The organism is Streptosporangium sp. CA-115845 (genome assembly GCF_050943795.1).
Lineage (GTDB): Bacteria > Actinomycetota > Actinomycetes > Streptosporangiales > Streptosporangiaceae > Streptosporangium.
This window is the reverse complement of sequence record NZ_CP191988.1, coordinates 6,530,508-6,549,287: the sequence shown is the minus strand read 5'-3', so window position 1 is coordinate 6,549,287 and position 18,780 is coordinate 6,530,508. Positions and strand designations below refer to the sequence as shown.

Below are 18,780 nucleotides of genomic sequence, written 5' to 3'. Positions count from 1 at the left end.
GCCGTGGGGCGGGGGCCGGACGGTCACCGGGTGTCAGAGGCGGAAATCCAGGTCGGGGACGATTTCGGCGACGTCCATCTGGGCCTTCTGCAGCCTGCCCGAGTAGTCCCAGTTCATCGCCTGCCAGCGGGTGAACTGGTCGAGAACCCACATCCCCGACTGGCGGCTGCCGTTGCCGGATCTGCCGTTGCCGCCGAAGGGCAGATGAGCCTCCGCGCCGGAGGTGGAGTTGTTGACGCTCACCATGCCCGCGCCGATACCGGCGCGGAAGTGGAACGCCGACTTCGGGTCGGTGGTGTAGATGGAGGAGGAGAGCCCGTAGCCGGGAAGGTTGGCCAACTCGACGGCCTCCTCCAGCGTGCCGAAGGGGGTCACACCGACGATGGGGCCGAAGGTCTCCTCAAGGAAGAGCCGGTCGCCGGGGCGGACGCCGTCCACGACCACCGGGTGGTAGTAGAGGCCGCCCTCCCCGGTGAAGCCGGCGCGTGGGTTGTCCGGGGTGATGCGGCCGGTGGGACCGGAGACGACGGTGTGGTGCGGCTGGATCCAGCCCAGGTACTCCTCGTAGCGCGAGGCGAACCTCTCCTCCAGCAGCGGGCCGCAGAGCACGTCCCCTGCGGGGTCGCCGATCGCCGCCTCCGCCACGGCGCGCGCGTACCGGCGGAGGAACTCCTCGTGGACGCTCTCGTGCACGATCACCGTGCCGAGTGACGTGCAACGCTGCCCGGCGGTGCCGAAGCCCGCGAACAGCGCGCCCTCCACGGCCAGGTCCAGGTCGGCGTCCGGCATGACCACCATCGGGTTCTTGCCGCCCAGCTCCAGGCAGGGGGACTGCAGGTGGCGCCCGCACAGCTCGCCGACGGCGCGGCCCACCGCGGTGGATCCGGTGAACCCGACCTTGTGCACCGTGCCCTCGGCCAGCGCCGACTCCAGGCCCTCGAACGTGGTGGCGCCGTCGGCGAGGACCAGGTTCAGCACGCCGTCGGGCAGCCCGGCCGCCGTGAACAGCCGGTAGAGCGCGTGCGCGGAGGCCGCCGCGTACTCGGCGGGCTTCCACACCACCGCGTTGCCGCACAGCAGCGCCGGGACCAGGTACCAGGACGGCACCGCGACCGGGAAGTTTCCCGCCGTGATCACCGCGGCCACTCCCACGGGGACCCGGAAGGTGAACAGGTTCTTGTCCGGCATCTCCGAGGGAACCGTCTGCCCGTACAGCCGCCTGCCCTCGCCGAGGAAGAAGTCACAGGTGTCGACGATCTCGCGTACCTCGCCCAGCGCCTCGGCGTACGGCTTGCCGATCTCGCGGGTGACCAGGCGGGCCAGTTCCTCGGCGTTGGCCTCCACCAGCCGCCCGATCGAGGCGATCACCCGCCCCCGGACGGGCGCGGGAACCCGAGACCACTCCCGCTGGGCCGCGGTGGCCGTGCGGCACGCGGCGGAGAACGTGCTCGCGTCCGCCAGCCGGACCCGCGCGACCACCTCGTTCAGGCGAGCCGGGTTGACCGACTCGTAGGCGGTGCCGTTGGACGCTTCTTTTCCGCCGATGACGGAGACGATCTCGCTGGTCACCTTCGACCTCCCGGTATGGACCTGTGACCGCATTCTCCCCGCGAAGGGCGAGGCCGTCACATCAGCCGGAAGTCGGCGAAGTCGAACCCCGGGGACACGACACAGCTCACCAGCACGGCCTCGTCGCCGGCGGGGCGGGCGGCCTGCCAGGTGCCGCCGGGCACCACCGCCTGCGGGACCTGGCCCTCCTCCACCAGCGGACCCAGGGTCACGAAGTGGGCGGGCTGGCCCTCGTGGCCGCCGAGGGTCAGGGTCAGCGGGCCGCCCCGGTGCCAGAGCCACACCTCGTCGGAGGCGACCACGTGCGGGCGCGACTCCTCACCGGGTCCCAGCAGGAAGTAGATCCCCGTCGCGGTGGCCCGCGCTCCGGTGTACCCGGGCGGGGTGAGGTCGACGGAGGTTCTCCAGGTCTCGCGGAACCAGCCACCCTCGGGGTGCGGCAGCAGGTCCAGGGTCTCGGCGAGCGGAGGACGGGAAGGGGTCGTCACCGCACCGATTCTAGGGACCCCGCTCCTCGGACGGACCGTGCGCACCGCCGTATTGCCGACGTGGGGGTGCCGGACGGTGCGGGCGTCCCCGCGGCGGAAGCCGTCTGGACGGCCGGCGGGGCGGGCGGGCGAGGGTACGTGGGTACCGGGCGCGACGAGGGCTGCCGATCGGTGCGGGAGTCACCGGGATGACGGAGATCGTCCTGCGGGGTGAGTGGTCCGGATTTGTCGGAGGGGTTGGCTAGGTTCGGTCCGTGATCGAACGGTGGAACCGGGATCAGGTGCTGGCGCTCGCGCCCGACGCCTCGTCCCAGAAAGCGGCCGGGACAATTTCCTCCCCCAGAAAGTGGTCGGGGACCGGAGTCACCGCCGACGCGGTGTGGGGTGAGTGCGCGGGCAGCGGCTCCAAGCCCTACCGGGCCTGCGTCGACCTGTCCGAGCCCGCCTACCGATGCACCTGCCCCAGCAGGAAGTTCCCGTGCAAGCACGCTCTCGGCCTGCTGCTCCTGTGGTCGGCCGACGGTGTCCCCGCCGCGGAGGAGGTCGCCGACTGGGTGGGTGAGTGGCTCGACGGGCGGCGCGACCGCGCGGCCAGGGCGGCGGAGGCCGGCGCGACCCGCGCGGCCAGGTCCGCCGAGGCGGCTCCCGCCGACGGTCGCCGGGCCGCGCTGCGCGAACAGCGCGTGAGTGCCGGCCTGGCGGATCTGGAGCGCTGGCTCGCCGACCAGGTCAGGCAGGGCCTCGCCGGGTCACGGCGCCACGACCACTGGGACGACCTGGTCAAGCGCCTGATCGACGCCCAGGCGCCCGCCGTCGCGGGCTCGCTGTCGCGCCTGCCCGCCGTGCTGGACGGCGATGACTGGCCCGCCCGCCTGCTCAGCGAGTACGCGCTGCTGCACCTGCTCTGCGTGGCCCACCGCAACCTCGCGACTCCGGACGGCGACGGGACCGACGAAGGGACCGGTGACGGCCCGGGGGGCGTGCCGGAGGTCGCGCCCGCGGGGCTCCTGGAAAGGGTGCGCGACCGGGTCGGTTTCTCGGTGACGAAGGAGGAGGCACTCGCGGGGGAGGTCGTCCGCGACCTGTGGGACGTGCTGGGACGGCGCGACGAGGAGCACGACCGGCTGATCGCGCGCCGGGTCTGGCTGCGCGGGCGCCAGACGGGCAGGGCGGCACTGGTGCTCTCGTTCGCACCGGTCGGACAGGCTCTCGACGCCTCGCTCGTCACCGGCACGACCATGGACGCCGACCTGGCGTTCTACCCCGGCTCGACCCCGCTGCGCGCGGTGGTCGCCGCCCGGCACGACGCCGCCCCGGCCGGTCCGCCGCCCGGCCAGAGCATCGAGCGGGCACTGGACGAGGTGGCCGAGGCCCTGGGGGGCGATCCCTGGCTCGACTCCTGGCCGCTCGTGCTGGAGGGGGTGACCCCCGCGGGGAGTGGTTCGCGACTCCTGGCCGGGCCCTCCGGGGGGCTGCCGCTCCACCCGTCCGCGGGAACCCCGTGGCGGCTGGTCGCCACTTCGGGCGGCCGTCCGCTGACCGTCGCCGCCGAATGGACCCCGAGGGGCCTGTGCCCCCTCACGACCTGGGATGAGGAAGGCCGGGTGATCGCCCTGTGAACGCCTCCGCCGACTGGGAGGAGCTGGTGTCCACCGCGCTCGTCGGGACCGACCGGCGCCCGCTGCCCGGGGAGGGGACGAGCGAGGTCGAACTGCTCGGGCGCGCGGCCGTGCACACGCTGCGGATGCGCGCGGGGCGGCGGCCGGTCGCCCCGGGCGAGCCGCCGAGTCTCGCGGCGCCCGAGGAGCAGCCGGAGGTCTCACGCGCCGCGGGCGACCGGCTTGCCCGCGTTCTCGGTGGTGAGCAGCCGAGACTGCTCACCGAGTGGCTGGAGACCGCGGCCGGGCGTGGCTACCGCCTCTCGCCCCACCTGCTGCCCGAGCTTCTCGACCACGCGGTCAGGGACAGGTCGATCCGGCCGTATCTCGGCGTCCTGGCGGGTAACCGGGGGCGCTGGCTGGCGGGGCTGAACCCGGCGTGGGGTTTCCTGCTTGAGGAGGTCACGGGAGTGGCCGTGACCGGCCCCGCGACCGACTCCGCGACCGACTCTGGGCCGACCTCGCAGGTCTGGGAGTTCGGCACCTCGGGTGACCGTCGCGTTCACCTGGGCGAGTTGCGGGCGGCCGATCCGGCGAGGGCCAGGGAACTGCTCGCCGCCACCTGGGAGAAGGAGAGCCCCGACGACAGGGCGGCGTTCCTGGAGGCTCTCACCACGGGGTTGTCGCTTGAGGACGAGCCGTTCCTGGAGTCCGCGCTCGACGACCGCCGCCGCGAGGTCCGCCACCAGGCGGCCGACCTGCTCACCCGGCTCCCCGGATCGCGCCTGGCCCTGCGCATGGCAGAGCGCGTCGCCCGATATCTCACCGTCGCCGGCGGTGAGATCCACGTCGACCCGCCGGTGACCTGCGACAGCGCCATGGAGCGCGACGGCATCCGGGCGAAGACGCCCCGGGGGGCGGGCGAGCGGGGCTGGTGGCTGCAGCAGGCCGTGGCCCGCACCCCGCTGGGCGTCTGGCCCCGGCTGCTCGGCCGGTCGCCCGGGGAGCTGGTCCGGATGAGGATCGTCGACTGGAACCGCGAGGTCATGGCCGGCTGGGTCAGGGCCGCGGTTCTCCAGGAGGACCCGGAGTGGGCCCTGGAGCTCTTCGCCTGGGACCCGATCGCCGACCTGCTGGCCGCGCTGCCCCGCGACAGGCAGGAGATCGTCGCGGCCGACTTCGTACGGCGGCACGGCCTGGACGGCCAACTGATCATGGTTCTCGGCGGGGCCGCGGCCCCGTGGGGTCCGGCCCTGGCCACGGCGGTCCTCCAGAAGATCATCGATGTGTCCGGCACCCAGCCGTGGAACCTCGGCGAGCTGACCAAGCTCGCCGGTGAGCGCATCGATCCGGCACTGCACGACATGGCCGGGCGGCTCTCACCGGAGCCGTCCATCCAGGAGGTCGCAGCCCTCCTGCGTTTCCGTGACGACATGTTGAAGGAGCTCACTCAGTGACAACGGTTCTGCGGGCCCACGCCGAAGACCAGTACGCCGAGGAACTGGCGGTCCTGGCCAAGGGCGACGACCGGGTCCGCCCGCCGGGCTGGAAACTGTCGCCCTGGGCGGTGACCACCTACATCCTCGGTGACGGCGACCAGATCACCCCCAAGTACATCGGGCCGCGGCGCATCGTCGAGGTGGCCGTGGCGACACTCGCCACCGACCGCGCGCTGCTGCTGCTCGGCGTGCCCGGCACCGCCAAGACCTGGCTCTCGGAGCACCTGGCCGCCGCGATCAGCGGTGACTCCACACTCCTCGTGCAGGGCACGGCGGGCACCGCGGAGGAGGCCATCCGCTACGGCTGGAACTACGCCAGGCTGCTGGCCGAGGGGCCGTCCATGGAGGCGCTCACGCCGAGTCCGGTGATGCGGGCGATGGCCGAGGGGCGGCTGGCCCGGGTGGAGGAGCTGACCCGGATGCCCTCCGACGTCCAGGACGCGCTGATCACCGTGCTGTCGGAGAAGACGTTGCCGATTCCCGAGCTCAACCGGGAGGTGCAGGCCGAGCGCGGTTTCAACATCATCGCCACCGCCAACGACCGTGACCGCGGCGTCAACGACCTGTCGAGCGCACTGCGCCGCCGGTTCAACACGGTCGTGCTGCCGGTGCCCGCCACCGCCGAGGAGGAGGTGGACATCGTCTCCCGCAGGGTCGGCCAGCTCGGCCGCTCCCTGGAGCTGCCCGAGACCCTCACCGGGCTGGAGGAGATCCGCCGCGTCGTCACGGTCTTCCGGGAACTGCGCACCGGTGTCACCGAGGACGGCCGCACCAAGGTCAAGTCCCCCAGCGGCACGCTCAGCACCGCCGAGGCCATCTCCGTCCTCACCAACGGCATCGCGCTGGCCGCGCACTTCGGCGACGGGGTGCTCCGCCCCTCCGACGTGGCCGCGGGCATCGCCGGCGCGGTGATCCAGGATCCGGTCTCCGACCGCGTCGTCTGGCGCGAGTACCTGGAGACCGTGGTGCGCGAGCGCCAGGACTGGCGCGACTTCTACCGGGCCTGCCGTGACGCGGGCTGAGGCGGCGACCCCCCGGAGGGGATCGCTCCCGATCTCCGTCCCGGGCTCCGGCCCCGCATCGGATGGTACGCCGGTGATCAGGCCGCGCGGTCGCCATCGCGCCATGCCGCCGGTCGGTGAGACGGCTTCCTCACCTGGCCTCGGTCCCGTATCGGGGGGCATGCCCGAGGCCACCCCGCGCGGTCGTCATCGCGTCACGCCGCCGGTGCCACCGATCGGTGAGACGGCTTCCTCACCGGTCAAGGGGCGACGATGAGCGTCTCCGTGCTGGGGATCCGGCATCACGGACCCGGGTCGGCGCGGTCCCTGTGCGACGAGCTTGACCGCCTCAAGCCGGACATCGTGCTCATCGAGGGCCCGCCCGAGGCGGACGAGCTGGTCGAGCTGGCCCGTGACCCCGACCTCCGGCCACCGGTGGCGCTCCTCGCCCATGTGCCGGGCGAGCCGTCCACCGCCGCGTTCTGGCCGTTCGCGGTGTTCTCCCCCGAGTGGCAGGCGCTCCGCCACGCCGTCGGGGCGGGCATCCCGGTCCGCTTCTGCGACCTGCCGGCCGCGCACAGCCTCGCCTCCCGCCCCGGCGCGACCGGCGACGCCGAGCCGCGGCCAGGAGAGGAGCCGGACACGGGGGTTCCCGGCTTCCATCGTGAGGCGGCGGATGACGCCGTACAGGTCGATCCGATCGGGGCCCTGGCCCGCGCCGCCGGATACGACGACCCGGAACGGTGGTGGGAGGACGCCGTCGAGCACCGCGGCGACACCCCGTTCCACATGATCGCCCAGGCCGTGGAGGCGGTCCGCGAGGGACACGTCGCCGACGGGTACGAGGCGCGGCGCGAGGCCTTCATGCGGCGCACGATCCGCAGGGCGATCCGGGACGGCTTCGAGCGGATCGCCGTGGTCTGCGGAGCCTGGCACGTCCCCGCGCTGGCTGGCACGGCGGGTGAGGGAGCGCCCTGGGGAGCCGGGCTGCCCACCGTGAAGGCCGACGACGCGCTGCTCAAAGGGCTGCCCAAGGTCAGAGCCGAGATCACCTGGGTGCCGTGGACGTACGGGCGGCTGGCCTCCTGGAGCGGGTACGGCGCGGGTGTGACCTCCCCTGGCTGGTACCACCATCTGTTCGCCTCCCCGAACCGCCCCGTCGAGCGGTGGCTGACCGGGGCGGCCGGGGTGCTCCGTGAGGAGGACCTGCCGGTCTCCTCCGCCCACGTCATCGAGGCGGTCCGGCTCGCCGAAAGCCTGGCCGTGCTCAGGGGACGGCCCCTGGCCGGGCTGGCGGAGGTCACCGAGGCGGTCAGGGCGGTGCTGTGCGAGGGCGACGACCTGCCGGTGGAGCTGATCCAGCGGCGCATGGTCGTGGGGGAGCGGCTCGGCCAGGTGCCGGACAGCACCCCGATGGTCCCCCTCCAGCGCCACCTGCGCGAGGAGCAGCGGCGGGTGAGGCTCAAGCCCGAGGCGCTCGACCGTGAGTACGACCTCGACCTGCGCAAACCCCTCGACCTGGAGCGCAGCAGGCTGCTGCACCGGCTCCGCCTGCTCGGCGTCGGCTGGGGCACTCCCCAGGAGAGCCGGAGCAAGGGCACCTTCCGCGAGTCGTGGTCGCTCGCCTGGCGGCCCGAGTTCGACATCGATCTGATCGAGGCGAGTTCCTGGGGCACGACCGTGCCGTCGGCGGCCGCCGCCCGCGTCCGCGACCTCGCCGATGGGGGCGGGACCCCCGGCTCGGGGATGCCGGGCCGGGTCGGCGGTGCGGCCGGGACCGGGGGACCGTCCGGCGGCGGGGCGTCCGGCGGCGTCACGCTGGCCGGGCTCACCGGCCTGGTGGAGCACTGCCTGCTCGCCGACCTGCCGGAGGCGTTGCCGCACGTGCTCGACGCCCTGTCGGCGCGGGCCGCGCTCGACGGCGACGTCACGCACCTGATGGCGGCGCTCCCGGCGATGGTCCGCGCCCAGCGATACGGCGACGTGCGCGGTACCCCAGCCACCGGCCTGACCGCCATCGCCTGGGCGATGCTCACCAGGATCTGCGTCGGCCTCGGTGGCGCCGTCACCGGCCTCGACGACGACGCCGCCCGTGACCTGATCCGTCACATCGACGCCGTCCACACCGCCGTCTCCCTGCTCGAAGCGGTGCCCGCCGGTCCTGGCCTCTTCGGTGGTTCACGGGAGACGGGGGCTCAGGGTGATCCGGGCGCCTCCGCCGGTTCCGTGGGCCTGGACGGTCCGGCGGGCGCGAAGGAGGCGAGGAGCACCGGAGCCTCAGGAGGCGCTGCCCACCCGCAGCAGGAGTCTCCGCAGGGACGGTGGCTGGTGGCGTTGCGCGGGGCCTGCGGCCGCGGCGACCTGCACGGGCTCATCGAGGGCCGGCTCACCAGGATCCTGCTGGACGCGGCCGACCTCGACACGGCCGAGGCGGGCCGTCGGATGTCGCTGGCGATGTCGGCGGGGCACCCGCCGGCCAGGGCGGCGTCCTGGATCGAGGGGTTCCTTTCCGGGGGCGGGCTGCTGCTCGTCCACGACTCCCGGCTGCTCGGGCTGGTCGACGAGTGGCTCACCGGACTCGCCCCGGAGACCTTCGTCGACGTGCTGCCCCTGCTCCGCAGGACGTTCGGCGCCTTCGCCGCGCCCGAGCGGCGTTCGATCGGCTCGCGCGTCCGCTCTCTCGGCTCCGGCGGCGCGGATCGGGCACCGGACGCGGAGGAGTTCGACGAGGAACGCGCGGCGGCGGCCGTGCGGACCGTGCTGGCGATTCTGGGAAGGACGGGGAGCAGCGATGGATGAGCGGTTGCGCCGCTGGCGGATGGTGCTGGGCGGTGACGCCGACGGCACCGGGTGCTCGCTCGCCGGAACCGACGCCCAGATGGACGGGGCACTGGCCGCGCTGTACAACGGCGCCGGCGCCGGCGCGGGGGCGGCCGAGCGGAGCGGCGGCCTGGGCGCCTCCGCGCCCAGGGTGGCGCGCTGGCTGGGTGACATCCGGTCCTACTTCCCCTCGACCGTCGTCCAGGTCATGCAGAAGGACGCCGTCGAGCGGCTGAACCTGACCCGGCTGCTGATGGAGCCGGAGATGCTGGAGGCCGTCGAGCCGGACGTGCACATGGTCGGCACCCTGCTGTCGCTCAACCGGGTGATGCCGGAGAAGGCGCGGGAGTCGGCCAGGGCGCTGGTCGGCAAGGTCGTCTCCGAGTTGGAACGGCGGCTGGTTCAGAAGACGAAGGCCGCCGTGACCGGTGCTCTGGACCGCTCGGCCAGGACCCACCGGCCCAGGCGGGTCGCAGATATCGACTGGGACCGCACGATCCGCGCCAACCTGAGGAACTACCTGCCGGAGCGCAACACCGTGATCCCGTCCAGGCTGGTCGGATACGGCAGGAGGCAGCGGGCGGTCCAGCGAGAGGTGGTGCTCTGCATCGACCAGAGCGGATCGATGGCCGCCTCCGTCGTCTACTCCAGTGTGTTCGGCGCGGTGCTCGCCTCGATGCGCTCGCTGAAGACCTCGCTGGTCGTCTTCGACACGGCGGTCGTCGACCTCACCGACCAGCTCCACGACCCGGTCGAGCTGCTGTTCGGCACCCAGCTCGGCGGCGGCACCGACATCAACCGGGCCATCGCCTACTGCCAGGGCCTCATCACCCGCCCCAACGATTCGATCTTCATCCTGATCAGCGACCTCTACGAGGGCGGCGTGCGGCAGGAGATGCTCCGCAGGGTCGCCCAGATGACCGCGGCGGGCGTCCAGGTGATCGTGCTGCTCGCGCTCTCCGACGAGGGCGCGCCCTTCTACGACCACGACAACGCCGCGGCGCTCGCGGCCATGGGGGTGCCCGCCTTCGCCTGCACCCCCGACGCCTTCCCCGACCTGATGGCCGCGGCGATCGAGCGCCGCGACATCGGCCAGTGGGCCGAGCGCCGGCTGGAGCGCACCGCCACCTGATCCCGTCCTGGTGAAGGAGGCAAGGCCACGGGGGCCCACCTTCGCCAGGACGTCAGGGGCCGAACCCGGACCGAGGGCGGCACCTCGACCCGGTGGCCGGGCACCCGCCGACGGATCAGCCGCCGTCGCGCGCGGCCGTTCTGGGCGGCTCTTTGCCCGGTGGCCTCTCGCCGGCACGTCGAGCCACGGTTCTCCTCAGGAACGTTCCTGGTAGACGTCGGGGATGCCGTCGTGGTCGCGGTCGACGGTTTCGGCCTCGTGGATGCGCCGGTAGACGCGGTTGCGCAGGCGAAGGATCACCGTCGCGGCCAGCGCCGCGATCAGGGAGCCGGTCAGGACCGCCACCTTGACGTAGGCGTCACGCTCGCTGCCGGCGCCGAAGGCCAGCTCCCCGACGAGCAGGGAGACGGTGAACCCGATACCGGCCAGGATGGCCAGCCCGGCCACATCCACCCAGGCCAGGTCCTCGTCCAGATGGGCGTGGGTGAAGCGGGCCACCAACCAGGTCGCGAGCATGATCCCGAGAGGCTTGCCGACCACGAGCCCGGCGACGACACCCACCGCGATCGGGTCGGTCAGGGCGGTCGCCAGACCGCTCAGGCCGCCGAGGCTCACCCCGGCCGACATGAACGCGAACACCGGCACGGCCACCCCGGCCGAGATCGGCCGCAGGCGATGTTCGAAGTGCTCGGCCAGGCCGGGCCCGGCCTCCGGACCACCGGCGCGCTCGCTGCGCAGGACCGGCACGGTGAAGGCCAGCAGCACGCCGGCGACGGTGGCGTGCACGCCCGAGGCGTGCATCAGCGCCCAGGTGGCGGCGGCCAGTGGCAGCAGCAGCCACCAGGCGCGTACCCGGCGCTGTACCAGCATGGCGAAGACCGCCAGCGGCACCAGCGCGCCCAGCAGCGGCAGCACCGACAGGTGCTCGGTGTAGAAGAGGGCGATGATGATGATGGCCACCAGGTCGTCGACCACGGCCAGGGTGAGCAGGAAGGTGCGCAGCGCGGTGGGGAGAAACCGGCCGATGACCGCGAGCACGGCCAGGGCGAACGCGATGTCGGTGGCCGTCGGGATCGCCCAGCCCCGCGCCGCGCCGGAACCGGCACCGAGGGTGAGCAGCAGGTACAGCACGGCCGGGACGATCACCCCGCCGAGTGCGGCCGCGACCGGCACCGCGGCCCGCCGCACCTGGCGCAGGTCACCGGCGACGAACTCGCGTTTCAGCTCCAGGCCGGCCACGAAGAAGAAGATCGCCAGCAACCCGTCGGCGGCCCAGGTCGCCAGGCTCAGATCCAGGTGCAGCGCCGCCGGGCCGATCCTGAAGGCGCGCAGCGCCTCGTAGGTGCCCGACCACGGGGAGTTCGCCCAGATCATGGCGGCCACCGCGCCGGCCAGCAGCAGCGCTCCACCGACGGTCTCCTCGCGGAGGATGCCGGCGATGCGGCGGGCCTCGGGCCACGAGCCCAGGCCGAGCAGGCGGGAGGTGCCAGGCGGGGTTTCGGTCATCGGTGCTCCGTTTTCGGGGTCGGGTCAGTCACTGCCGACCAGACTTCCCGGCGCACCACCGGCCACTGTACCCGCAGGGAGATCGGTCCTCCCCGCGGGGGTGCCGCCGCCCGATCCCAGTTCTCCGGCCAGGTCGCCGGGTTCTACGGGGTCTGCCCGCCGACCGGTTCCCCGATCTCGTCGCCCGGATCGACGACCTGATGGACGCCAACGGCACGGAGTGATTCGAGTTCGGGCTCGACCTGCTCCTGGGAGGTCTGGTCTCCCGCATCCGGGACGCCGGTCCTACGACCAAGGACTGAGGTAGAAGTCCGATGCAGGGGACGGGGCGCCGGGCGTACCGTCGGCCCATGATTACCATGACGGGCGAAAAGCGTGCTGACGGGATATTCGCCTCGCGGCACCGTGCCCTGACCGTCGGGATGGTGGCGCTCATCTCCCTGGTCGCCTTCGAGTACCTGGCGGTGGCCACCGCCATGCCGGTCGTGGCCGACGAGTTGGACGGCCACGCGCTGTACGGGCTGGCGTTCAGCGGGGCGATGGCGGCCGGGGTGATCGCGACGGTACTGGGTGGCCGGTGGGGCGACGTCAGGGGGCCGGTGGGGCCGCTCTGGGCCGGCGTGGCGCTCTTCGCCGCGGGGCTGGTCGTGGCCGGGGCGGCGCCGACGATGGACGTGTTCGTCGTGGGCCGTTTCGTGCAGGGCTTCGGCGGTGGCGTCTTCCAGGTCGCGATGTACGTGCTGGTCTCGCGGGTCTACCCGGCCGAGATACACCCGCGGGTGTTCTCGATCTTCGCGACGGCCTGGGTGGTGCCCTCCATGGTGGGGCCGGTGATCACCGGCCTCGTGGTGGAGTACGCGGGCTGGCGCTGGGTCTTCATCGGCGTGACGGTGATCCTCCTCCCCGCGGCGCTGCTGTTCTGGCGGGGGCTGGCCGCCGCGCCCATGTCGGAGCGGCCGCAGACCGGCCCGCGCTCCTCGATCGCGCGACGGCTGGGCTGGGCGGTGCTGGTCGCGGTCGGCGCGGCACTGATGCAGTACGGCGGCGCGGCGCGCGGCGCCGGGTTGGTCCTGCTCGTCGTCGGTCTGGGCACGCTGGTCGCGGCGCTGCCCCGGCTGCTCCCGGAGGGAACTCTGCGCGCGGCCAGGGGTCTGCCCGCGGTGATCTCGCTGCGGGGCATCGCGGCGGGCGCGGTCATCGGCGGGGAGGCGTTCCTGCCGCTGATGCTCAACCAGGAGCGCGGCCTGTCGCTGACCATGGCCGGGCTCACCCTGACCGGTGGCGCGCTGAGCTGGTCGTTCGGCTCGTGGGTCGTGGGCCGCCGGAGTTTCGACCGGGTCCTGGTGCTGCGCTGCGGCTCGGCGCTGATCGCCGCTGGACTCGTGCTGATGGGCCTGACCGTCTTCGCCGTCGTCCCGGTCGCCGCCGCCTTCCTCGGGGAGATCGTCCTGGGGCTCGGCATGGGCATCGTGTACCCGACGCTGTCGGTGCTCGTCCTGGAGTTGTCACCTCCGGGGCAGGAGGGGGAGAACAGCGCGTCGCTGGGGGTCGCGGAGTCGGTGTACACGGTCGTCTCCGTCGCGGTCGCCGGCGCGCTCCTGGCGGCACTGGGCGCTTCGGCCGTCGCCTACCTGCTCTGTTTCGGGCTGGCGGCGTTGATGGCGACCACCGGGGTCCTGGTCGGCGCCCGGGTCAGAGCCGACGCCTCTGTCCGGGGCTGAGCTCTTCTTGGGGCACCCCTTGCCCGACCTGAGTTCTCTTTGCGCAGAAAGCGCCGGAAATATCGGAAAAACCAGACCAAAACCCACCCCTACCGGCAGGAGGCATTCGCGGGCCGCCGTGGCACCATGGAAGAGCACCGTTCCCGGTGGTGTTGAGAGGAGTCCCGCCTTCGGGCGGGATTCGTGTTTTAGGAGCGAATTCCCCGGGTTCGGAGAGGTCAAGGAGGGGTCATGCCGCGTGTCCGTGAGCTTGAGGTGTTCCGGTTGGTCCTGCCGTACGGCAGGCGGCCGGAGAGCATCCTCGTCCGGCTCACCGACTACGGGGGCATGACCGGGTGGGGCGAGGTCGTCGACGCCGACCCCAAGACCTGGGTCGCGCTGGAGGAGGGGCTCGCGCAGGCGCTGATCGGCGTCGACTGGGAGCACCCCGACGAGCTCGGCGCCGTACCCGGCGGATCCGCCGCCGACATGGCCTGCTGGGACCTGTGGGCGAGGATGCGCGGAGTGCCGCTGGCCCACGCGCTGGGCGGTACCCGTACCTCCCTCATGGCCACCGTCAGGATCGGCGCCGACCGCAACCTGGAGAGCCTGGTCGCCCGGGTGAACCGGCATGTCTGCGCCGGGTACGCCCATGTCACCCTGGACGTCCATCCCGGCTGGGACATCGAGCCGCTGCGCGCCGTCCGCCAGGCGTACCCCGCGCTGGGCATCGCGGTGGACGCCCGCAGTGCCTACCGCGACGTCGCCGCCCTTGAGGCGCTGGACGCCTACACGCTCTCCGCCATCGAACGTCCCTTCGCCGGTCCCGCCGGTCTGGCCGACCACGCCGACCTGCAGCAGCGCGTCGCCGCCCCGGTCCTGCTCGAGATCGCCTCGGCCGCGGAGCTGGGCGAGGCGATCGCCGCGAGGGCGGGCAGGGCGCTGCTGCTCCGCCCGTCGGCCCTGGGCTCCCTGCGCGAGGTGCGGCGGGTGCACGACCGTGCGGTGCGCGCCGGATGGGAGATCGCCTGCGCCGGAGGCCGGGGCACCGGGCTGGCCCGCGCGGCCACCGTCGCCGCGGCCAGCCTGCCCGGCTGCACCCTGCCCTGCGACGTGGCCGAACCGCCGCGCAGCGCGCAGATCGTCGACCCGCCGGTCGGCGCCTCCGGCGGCGTGGTGGCCGTGCCACTCACCCAGCCGGGCCTGGGCCACCGCATCGACGAGGCCCGCGTCCGCCGCCTGGCCAAGGAGTCGTACTCGGCGTAGCGCGACGTTCCCGGCAGCCCTGCTCAGCCGCAGCCTTCGGTGATGCCCTTGGGCGCGGTCGGGTCCGGCTTCGCCGTGCTGCTCGCCTTGGGGAGGGGGGTGCGGGAGGCCGTGGCCTGGGGGGTGGTGGTGAGGGGACGCCTGGTGACGGCCGAGGAGTGCAGGGCCTTCGCGGTGACCGTGCGGATCCTGCTCCAGTCGGGGTAGCCGGTGTTGATCAGCGGCGGGACGAACTGGACGCTGGTCACCTTCGCGTTCTTGACCTTCAGCGCCAGCGGGACCAGGTGCTCCAGCATCGGGCGCGGGATATCGGTCCGCAGCAGTTCCTTGGTGGCCAGCGCGACCTGGTTGAACCGCGACAGCACGGTCGCCGGGTCCGCCTGGGAGAGCAGGGCGCCCAGCACGCACCGCTGGCGTCCCATCCGGGTGTAGTCGTCGCTGTTGGTGCGCGAGCGGGCGAACCACATCGCGTCGGCGCCGCGCAGCTTGCGGGTACCCGCCTTGACCAGGCCCTCGTCGTACTTGCCGAAGACCACGTCCTGGGGCACGGTCACCGTCACTCCGCCGATCGCGTCGATCAGCCGGGCGAAGCCCCACATGTTGGCCAGCGCATACCAGTCGATCTTCAGGCCCAGCGTGTAGCCGACCGTGTCGATGAGCGTCTTCGCTCCCTGTTTCTCGCGGCCCCCGAAGATCTCCGGGTGCGCGTCGGCGTACTCCCAGACGGCGAAGAGCAGGTCCTCGCGCGAGCCGTCCGGGTTGGCCGGGAGCCTGAATCCGCCGGGGAAGCGCCTCGCCATGGGGGAGCCGGGGACGAAGCGGACGTTCTCCAGGTTGCGCGGCAGGCTCAGCAGCACGGTGTTGCCGGTTTCGACGTCCACGCTGGCCACGTTGATGCTGTCGGTCCGCACGCCCACCCGGTGGGTGTCGGCGTCCCCGCCGAGCAGCAGGATGTTCACCCGGTCGCGGCTCGCCCACGGGTCGTCCTCGCCACCCCCGCCGCTGGTGGGGCGTGAAGTGGACGGGGCACTGAAGACGTCGTCCAGTGCCGACTGCGAGACCGCCGCGTACTGCCCGAGGAGGCCGAACGGCAGCAGTACGGCCACCGCGAGCGTTCCCGCCAGGACCCCGGCGACCGCCTGCCCGGCGCCGGGCAGCGTGCCGGGGTTCATCACCACGAACGAGTGCACGACCAGGACGAACCAGGCGACGCCGAGCGCCAGGGAGGCCACCGTGACGCCGGTCAGCCAGGAGGAGGAGACCAGCTGCCCGGCGAGGTCACCGAGGTCGGAGGTGAGCGCGACCCAGAGCAGGGCCAGCAGCAGCGCCGCGTACGCGCACAGCAGCGCCAGCCCGGTCCTTCGCCATCCGGCGCGCAGATGCGCGGCGCCCGGGGCGATGGCGGCCAGCGCCGTCCAGCCGATGACCGCACCGACGCCGGGCGGCTTTGATCTGTCCCGCAATTGCTCCCCGTTTCCTCGCGCTCGACTCGGACTTGACCGCCGCAGGGAGATGGTAGGGGGGCGAAACCAGGTCGCGGGCGACAAGTCGGTGAACAACTCGGGAAGCCGGCAAGGCTTTATCCTGTGATTTTGACTGGAATAAGATTCGGTCATGGCTTTCACCGAGATCGAGTACGGCGTGGCTGACGGCATCGCCACCATCACCCTCGACCGCCCGCACCGCCTCAACGCCTTCACCCACACGATGCGCATCGAGCTGATCGACGCCTTCGACCTGGCCGACGCCGACGACGAGGTGCGCGTCGTGATCGTCACCGGCCGGGGCCGCGCCTTCTGCGCGGGCGCGGACCTCGGGGGTGGCGGTGACACCTTCGACCACGGCAGGAGCGAGGAGATGTTCGGTGGTGGGGACACCGTCGACGGCTCGCCCCGCGACGGCGGCGGCACGGTCGCGCTCCGGATCGCCAGGTCGCTCAAGCCGGTCATCGCCGCGATCAACGGCCCCGCCGTGGGTGTCGGGGTGACGATGACGCTCCCGATGGACATCAGGATCGCCTCCGACACCGCCAGGTTCGGCTTCGTCTTCGCCCGGCGCGGCATCGTGACCGAGGCCGCCTCCAGCTGGTTCCTGCCCCGGCTCGTCGGCATCTCCCAGGCCATGGAGTGGGCCGCGACCGGCAGGGTCTTCCCCGCCGCCGAGGCGCTCCAGGGGCGTCTGGTCTCCAAGGTCGTCGCCCCCGGCGAACTGCTCCCCGCCGCCCACGCGCTGGCCCGCGAGATCGCCGACAACACCTCCGCCGCCTCGGTCGCCGCGATCCGGCGGCTCATGTGGTCGGGCCTGTCGGCCGCCTCCCCCTGGGAGGCCCACCGAGCCGACTCGATTCTGATGCGCGACTTCGGCTCCGCGCCCGACAGCGTCGAGGGCGTCACGGCCTTCCTGGAGAAGCGGCCGGCGAAGTTCCCGATGAAGGTCTCCCACGACCTCCCCGCCGCGGTCCCCTCCTGGCCGGACAACCCCTACGAACGTCCCTGACCCTTCGGGTCTCGCCGTCAGGTCAGGACGCGAGAGGTGGCGTGGGCGGAACGGGAGCCCGCCGAGATGTCGCGCCGGCGATCAGGACGTCACCAGGGGAAGGCGAACAGGCCGTAGTAGGCCGCGGCCACCAGGAGCAGGGCGGTGCCGCCGAGCACCCCGGCGATCGCGAAACTCTGCGGACGGGAGGGCTCCCAGCCCTCCCGCAACCCCGCGACGACGGCCGCCACGCCCGTGACCTCCTGCAGCAGCATCAGCAGCGCCAGGATCCTGATGACCAGCCACCCGGTGAGCACCGCGGGCCACGCCCCGGCCTGGTTGACCGAGAACAGCACGAGCAGTGTGATGAACGCCGCCACCGAGACGAGCAGCCCGGCCCCGGTCCACGCCATCCGGCGGAACCGCCGCCGGACCGGCGGCCAGATCCGGGCGTTGGCCTCCGCGGCGGGTGACCGGCCGCGGAGCCGCACCACCATCTCGGCCACCGGGCCGACCACGTAGCCGACCGCGGCCAGGCAGAGCGTCAGCCCGATGACGGTCCCCCCGGCGTACCAGGGTGCCGCGGGAACGTCGCTGGCCTCCAGGCGCTGGATCGGCGTGGCGCCGGCGATGCGCACCGCGGGTCTGGCCGTGCCGGGCAGGCCCAGGACCCAGTTGGCCAGCGTCTGCAGGTAGCCGGGCGCGAACGGGCCGCCGTGCACGCGCATGCCGTGGTCGGCGCGGTCGAGGTAGCGGATGGTGTAGTCGCTGTTGCCACCCTCGGTGAGCGCGCCGGTCAACGCCATGCTGCTCTCCACGAACGGGATCGAGGGATCGCGCGTGCCGTACAGGGCCAGGACCGGTTGCCGCATCCCGCGCAGCGCGGGCAGGCCGTCGTAGCGCAGGAAGTTCATGTCGACGGCGCCCATGGCGCGGGTGAGCAGCTCGCGTACCCCGCTGGGCGCGTACAGCCGTTCGAGCTGCTCGCCCAGTGCCCAGGTCACCTGCCGCATGGGGGAGACGTTGGGGGCCGACACCAGCACGGTGAACCCGACGGCGCTGCTCCTGGTGGCGGCGATGGGCACCACCCAGCTGCCCTCGCTCACCCCCCAGAGCCCCGCTCTGGCCGGGTCGACGTCGTCGCGGACGAGCAGCTCCTCCAGAACGAGCAGGGCGTCGCGGGCGAGCAGGCCGAAGTCACGGTTGCGGAAGTCGTAGCCCACGGTCCGCTTGTCGTAGACGAGGGTGACGATCCCGGCCCTGGCCAGCCACTCGGCCTGGGTCGTGAACTCTCCTCTGACCCCGGGCCCGGCCCCCTGCACGAAGACCAGCGCCGGGTGGCGTCCGGGGGCGACCGGCGCGCGGATCGTCGCCTCGAGCGGTGTACCGTCCTCGGCCGTGACGGTGATGTCCTGCATGGTGATCCGCCTGGTCGCGACGACCGGCCTGACCTCGTCCGGCGGCTGGGGAGGAAGGGTCTGGAAGACCGGGTCGGCGCGGAGTGGGGTCGGGTCGAACGGCGGCGGCAGGGTGTAGCCCACCGTCGCGAGAACCACGAGGATCAGGCCGGAGGCGACGCTCAGAACGCCACGGCCGGCCTGGTTACCGATCCGATCCCCGATCGTCACTCGCCTCCGTGATCGTCGTTTCCCGGTATCGTTCCCTCCGATCTTCAAGCGTACTCATGGACGAAAACCCTGAGCGGAACGGGCGATCCGAGTGATGT

General features: G+C 72.7%; 13 protein-coding genes. 8 read left to right on the top strand and 5 right to left on the bottom strand.

Features of this window, described 5'->3' with window-relative positions:
* Positions 1 to 33 precede the first annotated feature (33 nt).
* On the bottom strand, positions 34 to 1,569 hold the full coding sequence (locus tag ACQP0P_RS31560) for an aldehyde dehydrogenase family protein (protein WP_433361567.1): 1,536 nt from the start codon (positions 1,567 to 1,569) through the stop codon (positions 34 to 36).
* A gap of 56 nt (positions 1,570 to 1,625) precedes the next feature.
* The gene (locus ACQP0P_RS31555; protein ID WP_433361564.1) at positions 1,626 to 2,057 is read right to left on the bottom strand and encodes a cupin domain-containing protein; all 432 of its coding nucleotides are present in this window, start codon (positions 2,055 to 2,057) and stop codon (positions 1,626 to 1,628) included.
* Between the two features lie 254 nt (positions 2,058 to 2,311).
* Here ACQP0P_RS31555 and ACQP0P_RS31550 point away from each other — a divergent pair, with 254 nt between their 5' ends.
* The 5 genes from ACQP0P_RS31550 to ACQP0P_RS31530 all read left to right on the top strand — a co-directional run bounded on the left by ACQP0P_RS31550 (position 2,312) and on the right by ACQP0P_RS31530 (position 10,107).
* Positions 2,312 to 3,676 carry an SWIM zinc finger family protein gene (locus ACQP0P_RS31550; protein WP_433361561.1) on the top strand — a complete coding sequence of 455 codons (1,365 nt, stop codon included), beginning with the start codon at positions 2,312 to 2,314 and terminating at the stop codon, positions 3,674 to 3,676.
* Positions 3,673 to 5,112, top strand: a complete 1,440-nt coding sequence (locus ACQP0P_RS31545) for a DUF5691 domain-containing protein (protein WP_433361558.1) — start codon at positions 3,673 to 3,675, stop codon at positions 5,110 to 5,112. The genes ACQP0P_RS31550 and ACQP0P_RS31545 overlap by 4 nt, the downstream gene beginning before the upstream one ends.
* The gene (locus ACQP0P_RS31540) at positions 5,109 to 6,176 is read left to right on the top strand and encodes an ATP-binding protein (protein ID WP_343980120.1); all 1,068 of its coding nucleotides are present in this window, start codon (positions 5,109 to 5,111) and stop codon (positions 6,174 to 6,176) included. Before ACQP0P_RS31545 ends, ACQP0P_RS31540 begins: the two co-directional genes overlap by 4 nt.
* A gap of 252 nt (positions 6,177 to 6,428) precedes the next feature.
* Complete coding sequence (locus ACQP0P_RS31535) at positions 6,429 to 8,954, top strand: DUF5682 family protein (RefSeq protein WP_433361554.1); 2,526 nt, start codon at positions 6,429 to 6,431, stop codon at positions 8,952 to 8,954.
* Positions 8,947 to 10,107: a VWA domain-containing protein gene (locus ACQP0P_RS31530; protein ID WP_433361552.1), complete on the top strand. Its 1,161-nt coding sequence runs from the start codon at positions 8,947 to 8,949 to the stop codon at positions 10,105 to 10,107. The genes ACQP0P_RS31535 and ACQP0P_RS31530 overlap by 8 nt, the downstream gene beginning before the upstream one ends.
* Positions 10,108 to 10,302: 195 nt before the next feature.
* Here the strand turns inward: ACQP0P_RS31530 and nhaA are convergent, their stop codons facing one another.
* The gene (gene nhaA, locus ACQP0P_RS31525) at positions 10,303 to 11,613 is read right to left on the bottom strand and encodes a Na+/H+ antiporter NhaA (protein WP_433361550.1); all 1,311 of its coding nucleotides are present in this window, start codon (positions 11,611 to 11,613) and stop codon (positions 10,303 to 10,305) included.
* A gap of 350 nt (positions 11,614 to 11,963) precedes the next feature.
* Between nhaA and ACQP0P_RS31520 the strand changes: the two genes are divergently transcribed.
* A complete protein-coding gene (locus ACQP0P_RS31520; RefSeq protein ID WP_433361547.1) occupies positions 11,964 to 13,334 on the top strand; it encodes an MFS transporter in 1,371 nt (456 codons plus the stop codon).
* Positions 13,335 to 13,565: 231 nt separating this feature from the next.
* Positions 13,566 to 14,579, top strand: coding sequence for an enolase C-terminal domain-like protein (locus tag ACQP0P_RS31515; protein ID WP_433361544.1), 1,014 nt, complete (start codon positions 13,566 to 13,568; stop codon positions 14,577 to 14,579).
* Between the two features lie 23 nt (positions 14,580 to 14,602).
* Here the strand turns inward: ACQP0P_RS31515 and ACQP0P_RS31510 are convergent, their stop codons facing one another.
* The gene (locus ACQP0P_RS31510; protein ID WP_433361541.1) at positions 14,603 to 16,042 is read right to left on the bottom strand and encodes an LCP family protein; all 1,440 of its coding nucleotides are present in this window, start codon (positions 16,040 to 16,042) and stop codon (positions 14,603 to 14,605) included.
* A gap of 151 nt (positions 16,043 to 16,193) precedes the next feature.
* Here ACQP0P_RS31510 and ACQP0P_RS31505 point away from each other — a divergent pair, with 151 nt between their 5' ends.
* On the top strand, positions 16,194 to 17,075 hold the full coding sequence (locus tag ACQP0P_RS31505) for an enoyl-CoA hydratase-related protein (RefSeq protein ID WP_433361539.1): 882 nt from the start codon (positions 16,194 to 16,196) through the stop codon (positions 17,073 to 17,075).
* An 89-nt stretch (positions 17,076 to 17,164) separates the two neighbouring features.
* On the opposite strand, the gene ACQP0P_RS31500 is transcribed toward ACQP0P_RS31505, so the two are convergent.
* Positions 17,165 to 18,682 (bottom strand): alpha/beta hydrolase family protein, encoded by a 1,518-nt coding sequence (locus ACQP0P_RS31500; RefSeq protein ID WP_433361537.1) that lies wholly within the window; start codon positions 18,680 to 18,682, stop codon positions 17,165 to 17,167.
* Positions 18,683 to 18,780 lie beyond the last annotated feature (98 nt).

Bases quoted from the DNA above. Each gene is read 5' to 3' on its own strand.
- ACQP0P_RS31515 (WP_433361544.1), top strand. From the start codon at position 13,566: ATGCCGCGTGTCCGTGAGCTTGAGGTGTTCCGGTTGGTCCTGCCGTAC.
- ACQP0P_RS31520 (WP_433361547.1), top strand. From the start codon at position 11,964: ATGATTACCATGACGGGCGAAAAGCGTGCTGACGGGATATTCGCCTCG.
- ACQP0P_RS31505 (WP_433361539.1), top strand. From the start codon at position 16,194: ATGGCTTTCACCGAGATCGAGTACGGCGTGGCTGACGGCATCGCCACC.
- ACQP0P_RS31530 (WP_433361552.1), top strand. From the start codon at position 8,947: ATGGATGAGCGGTTGCGCCGCTGGCGGATGGTGCTGGGCGGTGACGCC.
- nhaA (WP_433361550.1), bottom strand. From the start codon at position 11,613: ATGACCGAAACCCCGCCTGGCACCTCCCGCCTGCTCGGCCTGGGCTCG.
- ACQP0P_RS31535 (WP_433361554.1), top strand. From the start codon at position 6,429: ATGAGCGTCTCCGTGCTGGGGATCCGGCATCACGGACCCGGGTCGGCG.